The sequence below is a fragment of the Bifidobacterium sp. ESL0775 genome (assembly GCF_029395475.1).
Lineage (GTDB): Bacteria > Actinomycetota > Actinomycetes > Actinomycetales > Bifidobacteriaceae > Bifidobacterium.
The window spans coordinates 780,674-801,015 of sequence record NZ_CP113917.1 but is presented as its reverse complement, the minus strand read 5'-3'; the positions used below and the strand labels follow the sequence as shown (position 1 = coordinate 801,015).

Annotated in this window: 16 protein-coding genes and 1 other RNA gene; 3 read left to right on the top strand and 14 right to left on the bottom strand. The window is 61.5% G+C overall.

Annotated elements, in window-relative coordinates; genetic code table 11:
• Positions 1 to 396: 396 nt before the first annotated feature.
• Together ssrA and dtd are read left to right on the top strand one after the other, a co-directional pair.
• Positions 397 to 791, top strand: a transfer-messenger RNA (tmRNA) gene (gene ssrA / locus OZX73_RS02740).
• Positions 792 to 869: 78 nt separating this feature from the next.
• Positions 870 to 1,355: a D-aminoacyl-tRNA deacylase gene (gene dtd / locus OZX73_RS02735; RefSeq protein WP_277150443.1), complete on the top strand. Its 486-nt coding sequence runs from the start codon at positions 870 to 872 to the stop codon at positions 1,353 to 1,355.
• An 8-nt stretch (positions 1,356 to 1,363) separates the two neighbouring features.
• Here the strand turns inward: dtd and OZX73_RS02730 are convergent, their stop codons facing one another.
• From OZX73_RS02730 to mraZ, 12 genes are all read right to left on the bottom strand, one after another.
• Positions 1,364 to 2,734, bottom strand: a complete 1,371-nt coding sequence (locus tag OZX73_RS02730) for an FtsQ-type POTRA domain-containing protein (protein WP_348519462.1) — start codon at positions 2,732 to 2,734, stop codon at positions 1,364 to 1,366.
• A complete protein-coding gene (gene murC / locus OZX73_RS02725) occupies positions 2,734 to 4,383 on the bottom strand; it encodes a UDP-N-acetylmuramate--L-alanine ligase (protein WP_277150900.1) in 1,650 nt (549 codons plus the stop codon). The genes OZX73_RS02730 and murC overlap by 1 nt, the downstream gene beginning before the upstream one ends.
• Positions 4,384 to 4,595: 212 nt before the next feature.
• Complete coding sequence (locus OZX73_RS02720) at positions 4,596 to 5,762, bottom strand: UDP-N-acetylglucosamine--N-acetylmuramyl-(pentapeptide) pyrophosphoryl-undecaprenol N-acetylglucosamine transferase (protein ID WP_277150441.1); 1,167 nt, start codon at positions 5,760 to 5,762, stop codon at positions 4,596 to 4,598.
• Between the two features lie 51 nt (positions 5,763 to 5,813).
• Positions 5,814 to 6,977 carry a putative lipid II flippase FtsW gene (ftsW, locus tag OZX73_RS02715; protein ID WP_277150899.1) on the bottom strand — a complete coding sequence of 388 codons (1,164 nt, stop codon included), beginning with the start codon at positions 6,975 to 6,977 and terminating at the stop codon, positions 5,814 to 5,816.
• Positions 6,978 to 7,209: 232 nt separating this feature from the next.
• Positions 7,210 to 8,712, bottom strand: a complete 1,503-nt coding sequence (murD, locus tag OZX73_RS02710; protein WP_277150439.1) for a UDP-N-acetylmuramoyl-L-alanine--D-glutamate ligase — start codon at positions 8,710 to 8,712, stop codon at positions 7,210 to 7,212.
• 54 nt (positions 8,713 to 8,766) lie between these two features.
• On the bottom strand, positions 8,767 to 9,870 hold the full coding sequence (mraY, locus tag OZX73_RS02705; protein ID WP_277150436.1) for a phospho-N-acetylmuramoyl-pentapeptide-transferase: 1,104 nt from the start codon (positions 9,868 to 9,870) through the stop codon (positions 8,767 to 8,769).
• Positions 9,867 to 11,489 (bottom strand): UDP-N-acetylmuramoyl-tripeptide--D-alanyl-D-alanine ligase, encoded by a 1,623-nt coding sequence (murF, locus tag OZX73_RS02700; protein WP_277150898.1) that lies wholly within the window; start codon positions 11,487 to 11,489, stop codon positions 9,867 to 9,869. Before murF ends, mraY begins: the two co-directional genes overlap by 4 nt.
• A 171-nt stretch (positions 11,490 to 11,660) precedes the next feature.
• Positions 11,661 to 12,548 carry a UDP-N-acetylmuramyl peptide synthase gene (locus OZX73_RS02695; RefSeq protein WP_277150434.1) on the bottom strand — a complete coding sequence of 296 codons (888 nt, stop codon included), beginning with the start codon at positions 12,546 to 12,548 and terminating at the stop codon, positions 11,661 to 11,663.
• Between the two features lie 69 nt (positions 12,549 to 12,617).
• The gene (locus tag OZX73_RS02690; RefSeq protein WP_277150431.1) at positions 12,618 to 14,417 is read right to left on the bottom strand and encodes a penicillin-binding protein 2; all 1,800 of its coding nucleotides are present in this window, start codon (positions 14,415 to 14,417) and stop codon (positions 12,618 to 12,620) included.
• A gap of 1 nt (position 14,418) precedes the next feature.
• Positions 14,419 to 14,937, bottom strand: a complete 519-nt coding sequence (locus OZX73_RS02685; protein ID WP_348519461.1) for a hypothetical protein — start codon at positions 14,935 to 14,937, stop codon at positions 14,419 to 14,421.
• The gene (gene rsmH / locus OZX73_RS02680; RefSeq protein WP_277150428.1) at positions 14,934 to 16,028 is read right to left on the bottom strand and encodes a 16S rRNA (cytosine(1402)-N(4))-methyltransferase RsmH; all 1,095 of its coding nucleotides are present in this window, start codon (positions 16,026 to 16,028) and stop codon (positions 14,934 to 14,936) included. Before rsmH ends, OZX73_RS02685 begins: the two co-directional genes overlap by 4 nt.
• Complete coding sequence (mraZ, locus tag OZX73_RS02675; RefSeq protein ID WP_277150896.1) at positions 16,028 to 16,525, bottom strand: division/cell wall cluster transcriptional repressor MraZ; 498 nt, start codon at positions 16,523 to 16,525, stop codon at positions 16,028 to 16,030. The genes rsmH and mraZ overlap by 1 nt, the downstream gene beginning before the upstream one ends.
• A 428-nt stretch (positions 16,526 to 16,953) precedes the next feature.
• Here mraZ and OZX73_RS02670 point away from each other — a divergent pair, with 428 nt between their 5' ends.
• Positions 16,954 to 19,284, top strand: a complete 2,331-nt coding sequence (locus OZX73_RS02670; RefSeq protein WP_277150426.1) for an AAA family ATPase — start codon at positions 16,954 to 16,956, stop codon at positions 19,282 to 19,284.
• 185 nt (positions 19,285 to 19,469) lie between these two features.
• Here the strand turns inward: OZX73_RS02670 and nrdR are convergent, their stop codons facing one another.
• Positions 19,470 to 19,928, bottom strand: coding sequence for a transcriptional regulator NrdR (gene nrdR, locus OZX73_RS02665; protein WP_277150424.1), 459 nt, complete (start codon positions 19,926 to 19,928; stop codon positions 19,470 to 19,472).
• 35 nt (positions 19,929 to 19,963) lie between these two features.
• Positions 19,964 to 20,293: a LysM peptidoglycan-binding domain-containing protein gene (locus tag OZX73_RS02660; RefSeq protein ID WP_277150422.1), complete on the bottom strand. Its 330-nt coding sequence runs from the start codon at positions 20,291 to 20,293 to the stop codon at positions 19,964 to 19,966.
• Between the last annotated feature and the right edge of the window lie 49 nt (positions 20,294 to 20,342).

Genomic DNA, 20,342 nt, shown 5'->3' with positions numbered 1-20,342 from the left:
TGTGTCATTGCCGTCTCCTCGTTTTGCGAAAATATCCTTGGTCTACCATTATCAAAGACCTTCAATACTGCTTTCCGGACTTTTGAGGCCTTCGATTGGCTCACCCCAAGCATCCGGCGCATCTCAAATCAATACTCTACCCTTAGGCTATTCCGTGTAATTCTTCGTCGTATCGTCGGCTCGACAACCAAGTCAAAATCACCAGCAATATTTTGCTTTTCCTTCTCCCGGGCGTCAAATTCTGCACGACAAGTCACCGACGCCTTCCTGCGGCTCGCAAATCACCCGAATCCGAAGCACCGCATTTCTGCTCTCAGGACATAGAACCAGGCCACGGTCCTCGAAACGGGATATACTGATAAGTCCGGTGCAAATCGGGGTTTGAAAATTCAAAAAGGGGCTGATCGGTTTCGACGGTGACCTGTTCGTCGCAGGGAAGCGTGCCGAGAATGTGGAGTCCACTCGAGATGACCTCCACGAAACAACAAGTGCTAAATCTAATCGCACTGAGTTCGCACTCGCTGCCTGAGCTTCGCGCCAGGATTAACCAGTGAGCTGCTGCTCCGTTCACTCTCCATTGTCTTCGGGGAGATGCTGAGCGTTATTAGAGGACTTGCTTGAGCCATTGAACCACAGGGTGACTCAGGGACTTTAACTGTAGATATGCTCGCCATCCATTGTCCGCGACACGGATGGGGGCAGAAAAACTGCCAAAAGGCCAGCGGCCTACGCACGTAGAAGACTGAGGGTTCGGCCATCGGACCGGGGTTCAATTCCCCGCAGCTCCACTCTGCAAACGCCGCCAGGGGTATCCTTGGCGGCGTTTTTCGTTATCAATAAACGAATCAGGGCGCGCTAGACTTGAAGCCATGAGAATCGTATTGCAGAAAGTCAGTAAAGCGGATATCGACGTTGTCGATGAAGTCAGTGGCGAGGTCGATACCACATTCGAGCCACAGCATATCGGCATCGGGTACGTGCTGCTTGCAGGGGTCAGCGACGAGGACGGGCAGGAACAGGTCGATTGGTTGGCTCGCAAAATCAGCAAGCTGCGCGTCTTCGAAGATGAGAACGGGAAGATGAATCTCTCGCTGGCACAGGTGGGCGGCGAAATACTGTCGGTCTCGCAGTTCACGCTCTTCGGCGATGTACGAAAAGGCAACCGGCCGAGCTTCATCAACGCCGGCGAACCGGAACACGCCAAACACATCTGGCTGGACTTCAACGACGCGCTGCGGGCGCAAGGCATCAACGTCAAAGAGGGCCGTTTCGGATCGCACATGCGGGTGAGCCTGACCAATGACGGCCCGGTGACCATTCTCTTCGATACCGATGAGCTCATGGCCAAACGCTGACAAGCCAATCACTTGATGATCGGGCGCAGCGGGGCCGAGACGTCGACCTGGTGCTTGTCGCCGATTTTGGTGGGGTCGTTGATGATCTTGTCGACCACGGCCTTCTTGAGCTTCATGTCGGAGGCGTCGCCCCAGACGATGACCCGTTGTCCACCGTTGAGTTCGGTGGTGATGGAATCCTGCGTTTTCGCGGTGACCTTGGTGATCGAGGCGCGCATGTCATGCGGCAGGAGATTCAGCACCTTGAGCGCCTGCTGGACGGAACGGTCATGCAGGCTGTTCTGCACGTCGTCCACCTCGATGACGGGGATGCCTTGGGCGGAGACATTACCGACCTTGTTGAGCACACGCCCGTAACCATCCACGGCCGTCTCGCTGTTATCGGGGGTCTTGAGCATCGCTGCTGGCTCCTGCGCTGTGATGCTGACTTTCAGTCCTTTAGGATAGACTTTGTCGACCTTGGCATGGGAGACACCAGGAATGCCTTTGAGCTCCTGCTCGACGTCCCCAGAAGACACCAAGAGCAACGATTTGCCGGCCTGCTTGTCGGCGATGGAGACGATCTGGGCCTTACCGACCCACTCGTTTTCCCCGGAGACCGCGATCTGACGCGCGTCAAGCCGGAAAAGGGGCGAGAAGAACAGTATCCAGGCCATGGCCACGATGGCGGCCACAATCATCAATGCCACCAAGACCCGGGTCGTCACCTTCCAAGCGCTGATCCGACGACGTTCTTTGAGACGAGCGTCGAAATCGATGACTTTCGGACGCGCGGCGACACCGAGCGGGCCGGTGGTCTGCTCCAACGTCTCGCCGATGAGATCCTCGTCCTGCAACCGCCGCGCGTCGACGAAGCCGCCGGGCGCGCTTTTGGTCGCCGCACCACCGGAGCGGGCCGACCGCACCGATCTTGGGGAATCCGCGTTCCCGCCGTCCGTCAGCGGTTCGTCTATCCCGTACCGGCGCTTGGAACGGCGAGCACGGGAAACGCTTACGGATTTGCCGTTGCGCGACGTCTTGGTTTTGGAAGACGCGCCAGCGGACGACGAGGCCGAACGCGTCGACGAGGATTGTTCTCTCCCGCCATTTTTCCCATGTTGCCCGTCACCGGAACCGGTGGATTCCGACTTTATCGAGCGCGGTTGGCGGGGCGAGTCACCATTGGCGGCATCACCACGCGATGACCGCCTCCGTCCTGACGCCGAAGTCCGGGAGACGGAGCCGTGGTCTCCCGTATGCTTCCTTGTGGGCACGCCGAAGTCATTGACTTCGGCTTCCACCTCGTTTGGCGCGGTGGAACCGGCGGAGGCGCGGCGGGAATTGTTCCTGCCTGCCTTGCCACTCCTGCCGCCACCGCTGGCGATGCGTCGTCCGGCCATCAGCACGACTCTTTCGCTCTGGCCTTGAGCATGGCGAGCATGATGTCATCCATCGTGGTGACATCTCCTGCCCCTACGGTGATGAGGACGTCACCCGGCTGAGTATGGGTGACCAAGGTCTCAGCACCTTCCTGAAGATCCTTCGAAGCCGAGATCCACCCCTCGACCGGCTCGTGCGCCAAACCGTGGGCGGCGTCCACGATGACCTGTGAGGTGACGGAAGGGAAATCCTCTTGCCGTTCACGGGCGGGGTAGATCGGCGCGATGACGACATCATCGGCCTTGGCCAGCGCCGCGGCGAAACGATCGGTGAAGAACTTGGTGCGGCTGAAGAGGTGGGGCTGGAAGAGCACGCGGATGGTGGAATCGGGGTACCGACGACGCGCGGCGTCGAGCAACGCGGCGATCTCGGTGGGATGGTGGGCGTAATCGTCGACCACCGTCACACCATTTTCCACGCCGTTGACCTCGAAGCGACGCGAGGCGCCTTTGAACGTGGAGGCCGCGCGTGCGGCGAGCGCCGGGTCCATGCCCAACAGTGTCGTGGTGATGATCGCGGCGGCTGCGTTGCGTGCGTTGTGAATGCCGGGGATACCAAGCTTGACGGGGACGCGACGAACTTTGTCATATCCGGCGAACCCAGCGGGAAATTCGATGGTGAACCGTTCCGTGCCGTCCCCTGCGCTTTCCTGTTCCGACAGGATACGGATAAGCTGCGGGCCGCCGGCATTACCGGTTTTCGTATTATTTGAGCCGACGATTTGGGCGATATCATCGGTTGGATTGGTGGTATAGCAGATGGTCTTCGCAGCCACCTCGGCAGGCAGCGCACGCACGATGGCCTGTGCCCCCTTGTCGTCGATGGACATGACCACATGGCCCTTGGCGTGGCCGGCATATTGCACGAACGCCCGCTGATAGTGCTCGGCGTCACCATAATGGTCGAGATGGTCGGCCTCGGCGTTGGTGATCAACGCGACGAGCGGACGGTATTTCTCGAAGCTGCCGTCGGATTCGTCGGCCTCGGCAACGAGGACATCCCCGCGCCCGGCATGGCCTCCGTCGATCGCGACACCGTCAGGGCCTTGAATCGACCCGCCGATGGCATAGCTCGGGTCGGCCAGTTTGGCGGATGTCCCGGATTCCCCGTTCGCCTCAACCTGGCTGCTCTTATCGGCCTCGGCTCCCGCGTTGACGAGGATATGCGCGATCAGCGAGCTGGTGGTGGTCTTGCCATGCGCGCCGGCGACGCTGACGGCGCGTTTGCTCGCCATCAGCAACGCGAGGATGTCGCTGCGGTGGACGATACGAGCTCCAGCTCTTGCGGCCGCCACGATCTCTGGATTGTCGGGTTTGATGGCGCTGGAATAGACGACGGTCCGCGCGCCTTCGACGTTTTGCGCACGCTGTCCGTAATACACTTTGACGCCCAGCGAAGTCAACCGGTCCGTTTTAGCGTTGGCCTCGCGGTCGGAGCCCGAGACCTCGACGCCTTCCTCGTGGAGCATCTCGGCGAGCACGCTCATGCCCGCGCCCCCGATGCCGATGAAATGCGTGTGTCCGAGCGACGCCACGGTGTCCGACGGGCCGAACGCGGCCGCCGTCGGATCAAGCACGATGGGTTCAGAGCTGGTTGATGACTGCACGATACGCTCCTTGGACGTTTGCGTTGCGATGAAAGCACTATTTGATGACCGTTATACCCGATATCGGGGCCACACGAAGCCGGAACGCCAAACCCACGCAGACTACTTGCAATTGACACGCCAGACAACGAATGACATGCGGCGTAGCAAAGACAAACCGAACACGGAATCCAAAGCCAGTTCATCGGCACAGACGGACGTATTACAATGCCATGTTATTGGCCGTCCGCCAAATCGAGCACCACCGTGGCCATCGTCTCGGCCGCATCGCGTATGCCATAGCCGTAAGCCTTGTGACCCATGGCCTCAAGGCGTTCGGCATCGGCCAGAAGCGCCGGAACATGCCCTCGCACCCAATCCGGCGTGAAATCATCGTCGGCGACCATCAGCCCGCCTCCGGCCTGGACGACCGGCTGGGCGTTAAAGCGTTGCTCGCCGTTGCCGATGGGCAGCGGCACATAGACCGCGGGCATGCCGATGGCGGCCAGTTCGCTGACGGTGCCCGCCCCGGAACGGCAGACCACCAGATCCGCGGCGGCGAACGCCAGGTCGATGCGCTCCAGATATTCCGCGACGTGGTAGTCGCCGTGGCCGGCATGCGCTGGGTCAAGGTCGGTCAGCACCTGCTCGCCCGCGCTTTTGGCGACACGCTCACGCACCTCCGCGCTTTTCGTTCTTCCCGTCAGATGGATGACCTGCGTGGTTTTCAGAAGCTCCGCCGCGGCGTCGCTGACCGCCTCGTTAAGGCTCACCGCGCCCAATGAGCCACCGGTGACCACCATCAACAGACGCTTCGGGTCGATGCCCAGCTGGCGGGCGGCGACTTGTCGAGCTGAAGCCTTGTCCCGCTCGAGTTTTTCGCACAGATCCGCCATCACCGGACGCAACGGCAAACCGACACGGCGGATTTCCGCGCCATCGCGGGCCTTCAAACCCGTGTCGTCGTAGGCGGTGCCGATGAAGGTGGCCCAGCGGGCGCCAAGCTTGTTGGCCATCCCGGCCCGGGCGTTCTGCTCGTGAATGACGATGGGAAGTCCCATGGAATGCGCCACCGTGTAAACGGGAGCGGAGACGTAGCCGCCAAAGCCCACCACCACGTCGGCCTGACGATGCTCGAGGATTTCACGGACCTTGCGCTGCTCGCGCTTCCAACGGGACGGGAAACGCAGCGCCTGCATGTTGGGCCGACGCGGGAAAGGCACCTTGGCGATGGTGTCGAGCTCGAAACCGGCCTGCGGCACCAGATCCTTCTCGAGGCCGACATCGGTGCCGATAACGCTGACCGCGGCCTGCGAATCCGCGCGTTTGATGGCTGCGGCGACGCTCAGCAACGGGTTCACATGCCCGGCGGTACCGCCTCCGGCCAATACGATATGCTTCATATTCTCTTCCTCGTTTGCACTACAACTTGTGCACGCCTTGCGTGCGTGATCTCAGACGCTCAATGACGCGACATTGGCCTGGATCTGCGGCTGCATCTTCATCATACTGGTGGCCACGCCTGCCGCGAAGAGGCACATGACCAGGCTGGAGCCTCCGGCCGAGACGAACGGCAACGGCACGCCCATCACCGGAAGCAGGCCGATGACCACCATGATGTTGACCAAGGCCTGGCCGACGATCCAGATGGCGATGCAGATCAGCACACGCGAGGCGTATTTGTCGGGGGTCTGCAAGGCGATGGCGAACATGCACCAGGCGAGGATGGCGAAAAGGATGATGACGGCCGCGGCGCCGATGAAGCCGGTCTCCTCGCCGATGATGGCGAAGATGAAATCATTGTGCGCCTCGGGCAGGTAATTCCATTTCTCGCGGCTGTTGCCAATGCCGACACCAAAGAAACCGCCGGAGGCCATGGCGTATTTGGCGTGCATGGACTGGTAGCATTCGCCTTGCAGTGCCGAAACCGGGCAGGGGCGGTAGGCCGCCGTGATCCTCAACATGCGGTTGGGGCTGGTGATGACGAACAGGACGACCGCCGCCACCAAGACCAGACCCGAGCCAATCAGCCATTTGGTGGGGAATCCACCGACGAGCATGGCGGTGACGCCGATCGCCACCAGGATGAGCGCGGTGCCGAGGTCGCCGCCGAGCATGACCGCGCCCAGGCAGGCGAGGAAGACGAAAACAGCGGGCAGATAGGCCTTGAATCCTTCGGCCTTATAGTGTCTCGCGGCGGCGGAAATGGCCCATGGCATCCACATGCACAGCGCCAGCTTCATGACCTCCGCCGGCTGCATGGTGAAGACGTTGCGTATGCCGACCCAGCCCTTGTTACCATTGACCTCCACGCCCAGAGGCGTCATCGTCAGCAGCTGCAGGGCGATGGAAAAGACCACAAACCAGAACGAGATTTTCCGATAGGTTTCGGAACGCACCCGCATCGCCACCAGGCAGACGACGAGGCCGATGATGCAATACAATCCTTGACTCAGCGCCTGCTTCCAAGGCGAAAGCTTGGCGGCGATCATGGTGACCGATGAGGCCGAGAACACCATGACGACACCGAAGCAGGTCAGCGCGACGACGGCGATCCGGAAGCCGTAGTAGCACCACAGCGGGTTCATCAACGCGCGGATGCCGGTATAGTCGGGCATGTCGAGGGTGTCCGACGAATCGGCCGCCACGGGCTGCGACGCTGAGGAGGACGGCGAGGCCCTTCTGTAGAAAACGTCAAGGCGCGATCTTGCTTTCCCACCACTTGCCTTGTCTTTTTTCTCCCGTTTGGAAACGCGTGATTTCACGGCCTTGCCCACCAGGCCCACGCGGCTTATGCCGGAGTCACCTCGTTTTTTCGCCCGCTTTCCGTTTTCATTGTCATACACGCGTCTAGCCATGGGCACGCACCCACTGGCGGGCGGCATCAGCGAACCGCGCGCCGCGGTCGGCGTACGAGGCGAACTGGTCCATCGAGGCACAGGCGGGCGCCATCAGCACCACGTCACCGTCCGTCGCATAGTGACCGGCGGCTTCGACGGCACGGGCCATCACGTTAGCCTTGTCGTTCGGGTCGATAATCGTCAGCGGAATGTCTGGAGCGCTGGCTTTGAAGGCTTCGAGCATGGGCTGTTGGTCGACGCCGATGATGACGGCGGCCTTGATGGTTTTGGCCTGGTTGACGACCAGATCCTCGAAATGGCCGCCTTTGGCCAGTCCGCCCGCAATCCAGACCACGGATTTGGGCTTGTAGCTGGACAGGGAGGCGTGGGCCGCATGGGCGTTGGTGGCCTTGGAATCATCGACGAAGCGCACGGTGCCACCGTCCTTCAAGTGCGCGGTGGCGACGGTCTGGATGCGGTGGCCTCCCGGCGCGAAGGAGCGCAGGGCGTCGAGGCAATGGCCGGGGTCGGCTCCCAGGCCCATCGCCAAGGCCAGCGCGGTGATGGAATCGGCCAGCAGATGCGGGTAGACCGTGCCGTCCGGCTCGCAAAGGTGGGAGAATTCGGTGACTTTGGCCAACGCGTTCATCTCGCCGGCCGGGGCGCCTGCCAAGCCGCTGGCATCGACGATCCAGCCGTCGGATACGCCAATCTGGCCGGGCTGTGGGGCGTTGAGCGTGAATCCGATCTTACGACATTCCGGCCCGGTCTGCGCGGCCTCGGCGAGGTCGGAGACCCGTGCGTCATCGGCGTTGAACACCAACACGCGTTGGGCGTTGCGGAAGACCTTGGATTTGTCGGCCGCGTAGTTGGCCATGCCGCCATGCCAGTCAAGGTGGTCGGCGGCGATGTTGGTGATGGCGGCGCAATCAAGCTCAAGCGAATCGGTGAAATGCATCTGGAAGCTGCTGAGCTCCACGCACAGCGCGTCGTGCTTCGGGTCGACGGCGGCGAGGCTGACGGATTTGCCGATGTTGCCGACGGCCGGGGCGTCCATGCCGCAATGGGTGAGCATGGCACAGACCATTTGCGTGGTCGAGGTCTTGCCGTTGGTACCGGTGATGCCAATCCATGGCGCGGGCTTGTGCGAGGCGGAATGCTCGGCGGGCACGCGCAGCAGCCAAGCCAACTCGACTTCGCTGATGACCGGGACATGACGGCTTTGGGCCTCAAGGATGAACGGCGTGCGGGGATTGAAAACGGGTGAGGCGACCACGATGTCAACGCCGTCCCAATCGATGTCGGCGAATGAATCGAGGTCGGCCTCCGGCTTCTTCTCGTCGACGCTCACCACGCGGCCGGCGCGGCCTTTAAGCGCTTCGACGGCGCCAAGGCCCGAAACCCCGAGTCCTGCCACCAGCACGGTTTTGCCGCTCAAATCGAAACGTGGCGAGGCGCCGCCGACGTCCCCGCGGTGAATATGGGAGAAACCTGAATCCGTCGTCGCCTTCATCTGCCAGCAACCTTTCCTTGTAAGCCCGCGAAACCGTTCAATGCGAAACCTTGCCTAGACCAGAAGACCGGTGCGCGAGGCCCAATCGGTGTAGAAGATCATGAGCCCGATCAGCACGAACATGAATTCGATCATCCAGAAACGCACGACGACCTTCTGCTCGCTCCACCCCATCAGCTCGAAATGATGGTGGATCGGCGCCATCTTGAAGACGCGCTTGTGGGTGAGTTTGAAACATCCGACCTGGATGACGTCGCTCATCGCCTCAATGACGTAAAGCCCGCCGATGATCACGGCGAGGAATTCGGTGTGCGTGGCGATGGAAAGCGCGGCGAAAAGCCCACCCAAGGCCAGCGAGCCGGTGTCGCCCATGAAGATGGTGGCGGGGTTGGAATTGTACCAGAGGAAGCCGAAGCAGGCCACGGCGGCGCAGGCGGCGATGATGGTCAGATCCAGCGGATCGGAGACGGCGTAGGCATAGCCGGGTTTGGGGCCGCCCTTGACATGGTAGCTTTCCCAGAACGCGATGATGGTGTAGCCAGCCAAGGAGATCATCGAGGAGCCGGTGGCCAGGCCGTCGAGCCCGTCGGTCAGGTTGACGGCGTTGGTCCACGCGATCATCAGGAAATTGACCCAGATCACGAAAATGACGATGGCAACGGCCTTGCCCGCGAACTCGAAGCTGAAGAACGGGTGCTCGATGAAGCTCATGCCCGCCTGCGCGGAGGGGAACCCGGATTTGGTGGGAATCAGCAACGCGAGGACGGCGTAGATGGTGGCGAAGACGAACTGGCCGAAGAACTTGCCGCCAACGCTCAGGCCCGTGTTCTGCTTCTTGCGCACTTTGGCGAAATCATCGATGAAGCCCAAGGCCCCCATGGAGACCATGGCGAACAGCACCAAAACCGCGGACCACGAGACACTTTGCCCGCCGGTCAAGCCGCGGTAGAGTGCTGAGGCGCCCCAACCGAACAGCACGGCGAAGATGATGACCACACCACCCATCGTGGCCGTGCCGCGCTTCAAGAGATGCGATTGCGGGCCGTCCTGCCGGATGTACTGGCCATAGTGCAACCGGTGCACCACCCTGATCATGACCGGGGTGCCGACCATCGTGACCACCAGGGAGACGACGATGCCGATGATGAGGGAAATCAATGTTTCGGCTCCACTTCTGTACGCTGTTGCTTTCGCGCGTGCGCCCAACGTTCCGCCAGGGTGGAAAGCCCGGAAAGATGCGAACCTTTGAGCAGCACGACGGTGTTTTGATGCCGACGGGCGGTTTCGGCGACCAAGCGCTCGGCCTGATCGGCACTATGTACCCATTGCACCACGACGGGGGTACGCGACGGCTTGTCGGAACCGTCGGCGGCAGCAACGGGAGTGTCGCCGTTCCTGTCTTCATCTTCCTGACCACGGGCCCCTTGCGACAGAGCCGACGCCAGCTCGTCGAAATGCCGGTCGGTTTCGTTGCCCACGGTGATGATCTCATCAAGGCCCAGCGAGGCGGCGTAGGCGCCGGTCTGCCGATGCAGCTTGAGCTCGTCGCCCCCAAGCTCGAGCATCGCCCCCAAGACGGCCACACGGTATGGCTTTGGCTGGTTTTCGTTGGAATCCTGGGCCTTTTGACCTTCGGGGCCATCCGGCACCTCCCAGCGGGCGAGTCCATCCAACCCGGCCCTCATGGAATCGGGGTTCGCGTTGAAGGAATCGTCGATAAGCGTGAACGGGGCCGCGCCTTCGTCCAAAACCACGGACGAGACGGCCATGCGATGCGGGCTGATGTGCTCCACCTCGCCAAGCCCCACGGCGATGTCCGTAAGCGGCATGCCGAAATACGAGGCCACGGTGGCCGCGGCGAGGGCATTGATGACATTGTGGGCTCCTCCGATGCCCAGATGGACCTGGGCCTTTTCACCACTGGGAGCCACCATGGTGAAGCTCGGGCGGTCCAAGGCATCGACGGTGACATCAAGGGCGCTCATTCTCGCGGCTTCCGGCTGAGCATCACCGTTCAAACCGAACCAGAGCACCTCACCAGGCGCGAATTTCGTCATCGCCGCGACACGCTTGTCATCGGCGTTCAGCACGGCGACGCCACCAGGCACCAGGCCTTGCACGATCTCGCTTTTCGCTTGCGCAATGCGCTCCACCGAGCCGAACTCGCCCAGATGCGCGACACCCACCTTCAAGACCACGGCCAGGTCGGGAGGCACGATTCGCGTGAGCCCCGCGATCTCACCGACATGGTTGGCGCCCATCTCCGCGACGAAGAACCGGGTGCCCTCCCCCACTTTCAGCGCCGTCAGCGGCAGTCCTATCTCGTTGTTGAACGAACCGACCGGCGCGACAGTCTCGCCGAGCTGCGTCATCAGGAACCGCAACAGGTCCTTGGTGGTCGTCTTGCCGACGGAACCGGTGATGCCGATGACGGAGAAATCCGTACCCAACTCGCGCCTGCGGACGATGTTATGGCGCGCCAGACGACCCAGCGCCTGCACGGTGTCATCCACCACGATCTGCGCGATGTCGTCCGCGCCATCGACGACGTGGTCGACCACGGCCGCCACCGCCCCAAGGCCTGCGGCACCGGCGACGAAATCATGGCCGTCCACACGCTCGCCTGGGATGGCAACGAATACCGATCCCACACGGATCTGGCGGGAATCGCTCACCGTCGAGGTGGCCACCGGCTCGGCGCAGGTATCACCGGAAGGGCCGGCGACCAAACGTCCGCTGACGGCCTTGGCGATCTCATCGACCGTCATCGGCATCATCATGCCGGCATCACCCTGCGCCTCGGTTTTGTTGTCATCCAACGTATGCGCTCCTTCATCACCGTTTGTCCAAGGCCACAACCTCAGGACTACACCTTCAAGCAATAATCAATAATCGATAGTCAAATCAAAATCAGAAAGAAATCAGAAAGAAATCAGAAAAGGAATGCCTCACCGCATCTCCTTCGAGACGCGCAGGGCGTTGCGGATATTGCTGCGCCGCACGCCGGCGTCCATCGCCATCGCAATCGCCAGCGAAAGCCTGCGTTGACTCTGAAGATCGCGGGAGGCCGAGGCCTGGCCGGCCAACCACCCGGATTCCTCGGTGCAGGTGACCAGACGCTTCTGCTCGTCGATCGAAAAACCGTAGCGTTGCCGGGTCTCCTTGAACGCCCGTTGGCTTCCGCCACGGTCAAGCTGTTCGATGGTTCCCAGCACATCCACGTTGACGCCTTCGAGCGCGCCGGGACGCAAAGTCTGGCTGTCTGCCGAAATGACCATCGCCGCAGCCCCGTCCTCCGAGCAGACAGCGAGCAGGTGCTGGATATCGAGGATCCCCAACGGATAGGACATGTCCAATTCGCGTTCCAAGGAACTCGAACCGGAGGCGCTGACGATGCCGACCGGATTGCCGAGCATGTGCAGGAAATCGGCCACGCGCACCACGTCGGCCTGGATCTCATCGTCTTCAACACCACAGACCACGAACACGGCCATCGTGTTGGCCGGCGTGCCCGCGATGTCGGCGGCCAAAGCGCCAAGAGTGGCTTTGTCGGGTGTGGCCAGCAAAGCCGGAACACCCGCGGATCGCGCCGAAGCCGCCATTGAAGGCGGCACAAGCACGGCGTAAGCACCACGGCTGACGGCCACCGAAAGCCATGACGGCTCCTCGTCGTCGCGCAGGACATACAACGCGCCGGGACGCACCGAATCGGGCGTGTCGGCCACGGAGGTCACCGTGACGCCATCGGCGAAACGTGGCTCGAGCTCGAATCCGTAATGGCTGGCGATGTAGCCCAAGGTCACACGCCGTGAAATCGATTCGCTTACCGCACTCATAGCCTCAAGCCCTTCTGCTTGACGACGTGTAATACAAACGCCGCCATCTGATTCTGCCGCATACCGCCCTCACCATGACACAGGAATAGCACCGTTGCGCGGGGCGGAGGCGGGGACTTCGTACTTCTGCATAAGGAATTCACCGATTTGCTTGAACAGCGCGCCGCTGGTGATGCCGCCGTACATGCCCTGCGGGTTCTTCATCGCCACGGTGACCACGAAACGCGGGTTGTCGGCGGGAAGAATGCCCGTCCAGTCGCCGATGATGCCGTTGAGGCCGCCACCAGGCCCAGCCACCTGCGCCGTGCCGGACTTGCCCGCGATGCGATAGCCGTTGATCCCCACCGTGTTCTGGTAATGGTCGGCCGCGGATTCCATGGCGTTCATCAGCTGCGCGTCGACGTTCGGGTCGAGGATGCGCGTGCCCTGGTCCTGCGGCTGGGCGATGACATGGCCGTCGGAGTCGGTCCGCGAGGCGACGATGGACGGCCTGCGGTACACGCCGCCGTCGGCCACGGTGGCGATGGCGTTGGTCAGCTGCAACGCGTTGGTGGCGTAACCCTGGCCGAAGAGAATCGTGTCGCGGGTGCGCCTGTCCCAAGCCTTGGGATTGGTGAGCGTGCCGCGCGATTCGCCCGGAAGGTTCAGGCCGGTGGGCTGCCCGATGCCGAACTTGGTGAGCATGTCGTAGCGGTCCTGGTCCTGGTAATTGTCGGAGGCCATCACCATGCCGACGTTCGAAGACTCCGCGAGGATGCCCGCCAACGTCCAGTTCGAGACCGGGTGCGGATCGGAATCGTGGAAAAGCTGGTTGTCTTTGGTGAAGTGGTCGGGCACCTGGAACCGGTCGCCCATCTGGTGGATGCCATGTTGCATCAGGCCCGCCATCGAAAACGTCTTGCCAATCGAGCCGGGCTCGAAGGTCTCGGAGACGGCGCGGGAGACGTTGAGCTTGGCCTGGTCGCTGCCGGCCTGGATGTCGTCCGAATCGTCGAGGGCGATGACCTGGTGGGTCTGCGCGTCTATCACGCAGGCAACGGCCCAATCGGCCTTATATTGCGCCTTGCCATCGGTCAGGACCTTCTTGACGAACCAGTCCACGTCAGCGTCAATGGTCAGTTTGACGTCGCTGCCGTTCTGCGCCGGTTTGGCGTCGGTCAACGTGCCGGGGATCTCCACCCCGTTGTTGCCCTGCTGGTAGATCTTGTAGCCGTCGGTTCCGGAAAGCGCCTTATTCTCGACCTGCTCCATGCCCGAGGCGCCGTTGACCTTGGCGTCCACGCCTCCGAGGAAGGCGCCCAACAGCGCGCCATCGGAATAGACGCGGTTCTGCGAAAGCTCGCCATAGACGATGCCGCCGAGATCGAGCTTGTCGAGCTTGCGTTTTGCCGCCGGCTCCACATCCTTCTTGAGCACGACATAGCGTCCGGGGCCCGCGAGCTTGCCGCCGAGCTCCATGGCGTCCATGCCCAGTATCGGGGCGATCATCCTCGCCACGCGGGCCGCCCCGATCACGCCGAGCGTCTGGCCGCCCTTGCTTTTCGGCTGCGTGCAGTTGTCGGTGACCTGTTTGCTGCAGATCGGCTCGTAGGCTTGCGCGGCCTCGGGGTCACCGATGATGGTGTAGCGTTCCACGCTTTGCACGAGCACCGCGCCGTTGACGTCGAGGATCTTGCCACGCATCGCGTGCACCGGCACCTTAAGCGTGCGGCCCGCGGTGGCGGCCTCGGCCATGGAGCGCCCGTTCAACAGCTGGATGTTGGCCAATTGGCCGAAGCAGACGACGAAGACGAGCGCGAGCACCGTGGCGATGACGGTGCACCGTGACACGAATTGCTTGGCTTTGGCGTTGTCGGCAGGTGTGCGCATGTCACTGGCCCTTGCTTGTGGTTTTTGTCGTCGGATTGGTCGGTTGGGTTGGTTGACTTTGCTGGTTCGGTTGGCTCGGCGCTTGGTAGCCTTGCAAATCAATGGAAAGCGGGCCCTGCTGGGGCACCATGCCCATCTTCTGGGCGCGGTCGGGCAGGCTGGCCTGCAAGCCGTCGAGCTGGGCCTGGTCGTCCTCGACGTCCTGGTTCAGCTTGCTGATGTTCGTCTGTATCTGCGCCTGTTCGAAGGAATTCTGCACCATTTGCGTGCGCAGGGCCAGAGAGCCCAGCAACGCCGCGAAAAGGAAGACGACGGCGACGATGATATGCACCACCGAAACCGTTTTGATATGGCTGAAGATGCCAAAGGCGGCGCGGTCCTGGCCTTTGTCCTTGCCTGCCTTGCCGCCGGTGACGACCTGGAATCGGGGGCGTGAGGAGATCGCGTGGTTGTCGTCCTCACGGCCGGCGGGGGCGACGTGGGAACGGACGGATCTTGCCGCTGCGGTGCTTGCCATCATGCCCTCCTTTCCTTATGGTTGTCTTCATTACGCTTTTTGTCATGCACATCATGCCTGTTTCCGCCATGAATGTGCTCCAATGATTCTGGTTCCTCTTCGGCGTCCTTCTCGAAACGGTTGCGCCAGCGCCGCGGCAGCTCGCGGGAAAGTTCGACGCCACGCAGACGCACCGGTGCCGAACGCGAATTGCGCGCGATCTCGGCCTCGTCGGCCTTGATCGCGCCCCGAGTGAGCTCCTTGAAAAAGGGCTGGGCGTCGGCGGGAACCACCGGCAGATCTGCCGGAGCGTCGACAGTGAGGCCTTGGGCCATGAACGTCTTGACGGCGCGGTCCTCCAGCGAATGGTAGGACTCGACCACCAGCCTGCCGTCGAGCTCCAGATGGTTGGCGATCTGTGGCAAGGTGCGCTTGAGCTTGTCAAGCTCACCGTTGACCTCGATGCGCAACGCCTGGAAGACGCGTTTGGCCGGGTTGCCTTTGGCGCGATGGGATTTAGGCACGACGCGATCGACCAGCTCGTCGAGCTGACGTGAGGTCTTGAACGGCTCGGTCTCGCGCTGACGGACGATGGCACGGGCTATGGGCTTGGAGAACCGTTCCTGGCCGTATTCACGGAAAATGCGGACCAGGTCGCCTTCTGAGTATTGCGCCAAAATCTGCGCGGCGTCGAGGCTTTGGGTGGTGTCCATCCGCATGTCGAGCGGGGCGTCGTGCGAGTAGGAGAAACCGCGGTCGGTCTCGTCGATCTGCAGGCTGGAAAGCCCCAGGTCCATGAAAGCCGCGTCGACGCGACGCAGTTTCAGATCGTCGAGCACGTCACTGAATTCATCGAACGCGGCGTGCACCGGGGTGAACCGGTTTTGAAAACCGGCCTCTTCCATGCGTTCGGCGGCCATGCCCAGGGCCTCTTCGTCGCGGTCGATGCCGATGAGACGGGCCTGGGGAGAGGCTTTGAGGAACGCGAGGGCGTGACCGGCAAGGCCGAGCGTGCAATCGACGACAACGGCATCGGGGTGTTGCAACGCCGGGGTGACCAAGTCCACGCACTCCGGCAAAAGCACTGGCTGATGAATGTTCGCGAGTTCTGCCATCACCACTCCATCGCCGGCAATACATCATCGGCTATGTCGGAATAGCCTTCCTCCTGGGCCGCGAGATATGCATCCCACGATTCCTTGTTCCAGATCTCGGCGCGGGTACCCACGCCGATGACCACGATGTCGTCGCCCAATCCGGCGTAGCTACGCAAATTCTGGGGCACCAGCACGCGACCCTGCTTGTCCGGTTCGCCCTCGACGGCTCCGGAAAGGAAGACACGCAGGTAGCTTCTGGTCGCCTTGTCGCCCATGGAGGCACGCTGGATTCGCGCCGCTATACGACGGAATTGCGTTTGCGGCAGCAGATAGACGCATTTTTCCTGGCCACGGGCCATCACCATGCCCGTTCCCAGCTGGGCGCGCATCTTGGCGGGCAACGCCATGCGACCCTTTTTGTCGATTTTCGGGGTGTAGGTGCCGAGCAGCAGCGGTTCAGGCTGAGCCATGGCAGGGATGGCGCCATCAGATTGGGGTGTTTGGCCGGCGTCCATCGCTTGCGTCGAAAGGTTCGGCGAGGCGGCAAATGCCCCGTTTTCGCTTGGGTTTTCATTGCGTCCGATCATCTGCCACCCCCTTGCATGAATCTCGAAAATCTACAAGTCTTCCAACTAGTTCACCACTTTACCCCACTAATCCCCATTCTTCCCCACGAAAACGTAAAAACCTTGCACTTTCTTGAAAAAAATCTGTATTGCGACGTTTCTTCATCATTTAGCTGTCAATAATGACTAGGCAATGACGAGTTAGAAAGACAATTTGACGTCTTGTTGACGCAGCCCGTCTCGCCTTGAGAATTTCAGCATCGCCCAAGAGCACAATCAGGACGGCGAAAATAGGGAGCGCGGGCTAGAATTGTAAATTCGAGTTTTTCAGACGCAATCGGAATCAGAACAATCCGTATAAAAGGGGAACGTAATACATGTCGAGCTACTCCTCACAAATCGGCGACGAACAGCACGCGGTCGATCGCGCTTACGGAAGACTGGATTCCCTAAGAGCCCAGACACGCGAGCGCCTCGATACCGTCCGTGCCGCCGGCGCCCACGGCTCCCCCACCATGCGTACCGAACGCGACTCCTTCGCCACGATGTATGAGGACAGACTCACCCAGCTGCGCGGGGTCGAGGACCGGCTCGTCTTCGGCCGCATCGACAACGACAAAGGCGAGAAATGCTACATCGGGCGCATGGGATTGTCCAGCGAAAACCACGAGCCGATACTGACCGACTGGCGCGCCGAGGCGGCACGGCCGTTCTACGAGGCGACGCCCTCCCACCACGGCGACATTGTCATGCGTCGCCATATCACGTTGAGCTTCCGCAAGGTGGTCGGCATCGAAGACGAGGTGCTCGACGTCAATTCCGGGCAGGTAGGGCAGGCCCAGCAGGCCGGCACGCTGACCGGCGAAGGCGCGCTGATCGCGTCACTCAACTCCAAGCGCACCGGCAAGATGACCGACATCGTGGCCACCATCCAAGGCGAGCAGGACCGCATCATCCGCGCACCACTCGACCGCGCGATCGTGGTGCAGGGCGGCCCCGGCACCGGCAAAACCGCCGTGGCGCTGCACCGCGCCGCCTACCTGCTCTACACCCACCGCCGCAGGCTCGAGCGCTCCGGCGTGCTGGTGATCGGGCCGAGTTCCGCTTTCCTGCGTTACATCAACCAGGTGCTGCCGTCATTGGGCGAGACCGGCGTGGTCTCGCGCACCATCGGCGACCTGGTTCCCGGCTTCAGCGCGGCGGGAATGGACAAGCCGTATGCGGCGAAGCTCAAAGGCGAGGCGCGCATGGCAAACGCAATCGCCAACGCAGTCGCGGCGCGCGAACGCGTGCCCAAGCATCTGCCCACCGTGCGCATCAACGGCATGGACGTGCGCATGCTACGAGGCGACATCCAGCAGGCGATCGAGGACGCCAAGCGCACGCGTTCCCCGCACAACAAGGCGCGCGAGACCTTCGTGCGCAGCGTGCTGAGCGCCATGCGCAACCGGTATGTCGACAATCTCGATTACACGCCCGAGCAGTCGGAGATATCCGATGTGGCCATGCAGCTAAAGATGCATGACGACATCCGCAAGGCCCTCAACCTCGCCTGGCTGCCTATGAACGCCTCGTGGCTCATCGACCAGATGTTCGCCAAGCCCGCGCAGCTGAGACGTTTCGCGCCTTGGCTTTCCGACGACGACATCAAGGCGCTGACCAGGCCCAAGCACTCTCCTCTCACCGTCTCCGACATCCCGCTTCTTGACGAGGCCATGGAACTGCTCGGGCCGGACCCGAAAGTGACCGCGCTTCAAGCCGCGGCGAAGGCCAAGCGCGACGAGGAGGAGCAGTTCGCCAAGGACACGTTGGCCCAGGCCGGCATCGGCTCAGGCATCGTCTCCTCCTCGATGCTGGTGGACAACATCAACGGCTTGGACGCCGAGGCCGTGGCGCAACGCGCCGGCTCCGACCGCGAATGGACCTACGGCCACATCGTCATCGACGAGGCGCAGGAGCTCACGGCGATGGATTGGCGCATGCTGATGCGGCGCTGCCCCTCGCGTTCCTTCACCATCGTGGGCGATGTGGCGCAGACCTCGGCGTTGGGTGGCACCCATCGCTGGGAGAAGACCATGAACCGGCTCTTCGGCGCCGATGGCTGGGACCTGAAGGAGCTGACCATCAACTACCGCAATCCCAAGGAGGTCTCGCAGCTCGCGACGCGTTTCGCCGAAAACGAGGGGCTCTACGTCTCCACCACCGAAGGCGTGCGTACGATGACCGATTCCGTGCGACGGGTGAGCTCTAACGACGAATCCGCCAGTGGCCTCTTAGACACCATCGAGCGTGAGGCTTTTGAGCTGACCAGACAATTCATCGCCGCCGACGGCACCGGCCGCGTCGCGGTGATCGCGCCGGATGAACTGGTCAAGCCGATCCGCCAGAGCCTCTTCCGCCACCTCACCGAAAAAGTCGGGGCAAAACAGGCTTCGGCGATGATGGGCATCCCCACCGAAACCCGCCAAGGCGACGATGTCGAGGAAACCGAGGACAACTTCAGCGACGCGCCATTGAGTGTTTGCAATACACAGATGATCAAGGGACTGGAATATGACGCCGTGATCCTCGCCGAGCCCGGAACAATCGCGCAGGACGCGCTCTCACGGCTTTCCGGTGCCGCGAACCTTTATGTGGCCATCACCCGGCCGACGCAACGTCTGGTCATCGTCCAGACGCCTTCCGACCGGCAGTTGCTGACCATATAAAAGCCGGAAAATATCGCAAACGCTTAGGTGAATTACCGATCCATAACTACTAAGCATAAAAACACTGCCAGAGCTTATCCTGCGCAAGCACCAATCTCATCAACGCCATGCATACGAGGAACAATCTGTTGGCGAATGCTCAGATTAGGAATCAGACTTGACGTCCGAGCATTCAGCAAGCAAAACTACTTGTTCGCGGCCTGGTCGCGCTTAAGATTGTCGATGGCAGTTTGGAAATCATCGAGTCCATTGAAATTCTGATAAACACTGGCGAAGCGCAGATAGGCGACCTCATCAAGCTCGCGCAACGGCCTCAAGATGGCCTTGCCGATATCCTCCGACTTCACCTGGGCAAGCCCTTGGCTGCGCAAGTCCTCTTCGACCTGCTGGCCCAGTTGCTTCAGCGCGTCCTCTTCAATCGGCCTGCCTTGGCACGCCTTGCGCACCCCATCGATGACCTTCTGCCGATTGAAGGGCTCGAGGTTGCCCGACCGCTTGGTGACCAGAAGCATGGTGGTCTCCACTGTGGTGAACCGACGACCGCATTCCGGGCACTCGCGGCGACGACGGATGGAATGACCATCTTCGCTGATACGCGTATCCACGACTTTGGTGTCATTATTCTGGCAAAAAGGACAATGCATACTGACACCATAACCAAAGGGCGCGAAAATGACCACTACCGCTCAGGAACGACAATCCTCTGTCCGGGCTTCAGCTGGGCGGAATCCAGCTGGTTCAAATCGATCAACTGGTTGACCGTGTCGCCCACGTTCTTGTTGGCCGGGGTGATCTTCTTGGCATACGACCACAGGGTGTCCCCGGGGCGGACCGTGTAGCTGACGACGTTGACGTCGCCTTGCGCGGAGTTCGCCACATGCGGGGCGGCGATCTGCCAGCCGAAGAAGACGACCGCCGCCAGCACCATCGCCGCGACGAAGCGATGAAATGCAATCTGACGACGCTTGGCCGCGCTGCGGACTTTTGCATTATTGGCTTTTCCACTCATCTTCTGCACTCCTTCGAACATCTGTACTAACGAACGTTTGTTCTATATT

Coding starts and splice junctions, on each gene's coding strand:
- rsmH (WP_277150428.1), bottom strand. CDS start 16,028: ATGGCAGAACTCGCGAACATTCATCAGCCAGTGCTTTTGCCGGAGTGC.
- OZX73_RS02670 (WP_277150426.1), top strand. CDS start 16,954: ATGTCGAGCTACTCCTCACAAATCGGCGACGAACAGCACGCGGTCGAT.
- mraZ (WP_277150896.1), bottom strand. CDS start 16,525: ATGGACGCCGGCCAAACACCCCAATCTGATGGCGCCATCCCTGCCATG.
- OZX73_RS02720 (WP_277150441.1), bottom strand. CDS start 5,762: ATGAAGCATATCGTATTGGCCGGAGGCGGTACCGCCGGGCATGTGAAC.
- murD (WP_277150439.1), bottom strand. CDS start 8,712: ATGAAGGCGACGACGGATTCAGGTTTCTCCCATATTCACCGCGGGGAC.
- murF (WP_277150898.1), bottom strand. CDS start 11,489: ATGATGCCGATGACGGTCGATGAGATCGCCAAGGCCGTCAGCGGACGT.
- OZX73_RS02695 (WP_277150434.1), bottom strand. CDS start 12,548: ATGAGTGCGGTAAGCGAATCGATTTCACGGCGTGTGACCTTGGGCTAC.
- OZX73_RS02730 (WP_348519462.1), bottom strand. CDS start 2,734: ATGGCCGGACGACGCATCGCCAGCGGTGGCGGCAGGAGTGGCAAGGCA.
- OZX73_RS02690 (WP_277150431.1), bottom strand. CDS start 14,417: ATGCGCACACCTGCCGACAACGCCAAAGCCAAGCAATTCGTGTCACGG.
- dtd (WP_277150443.1), top strand. CDS start 870: ATGAGAATCGTATTGCAGAAAGTCAGTAAAGCGGATATCGACGTTGTC.
- ftsW (WP_277150899.1), bottom strand. CDS start 6,977: ATGCCCGACTATACCGGCATCCGCGCGTTGATGAACCCGCTGTGGTGC.
- OZX73_RS02660 (WP_277150422.1), bottom strand. CDS start 20,293: ATGAGTGGAAAAGCCAATAATGCAAAAGTCCGCAGCGCGGCCAAGCGT.
- nrdR (WP_277150424.1), bottom strand. CDS start 19,928: ATGCATTGTCCTTTTTGCCAGAATAATGACACCAAAGTCGTGGATACG.
- OZX73_RS02685 (WP_348519461.1), bottom strand. CDS start 14,937: ATGATGGCAAGCACCGCAGCGGCAAGATCCGTCCGTTCCCACGTCGCC.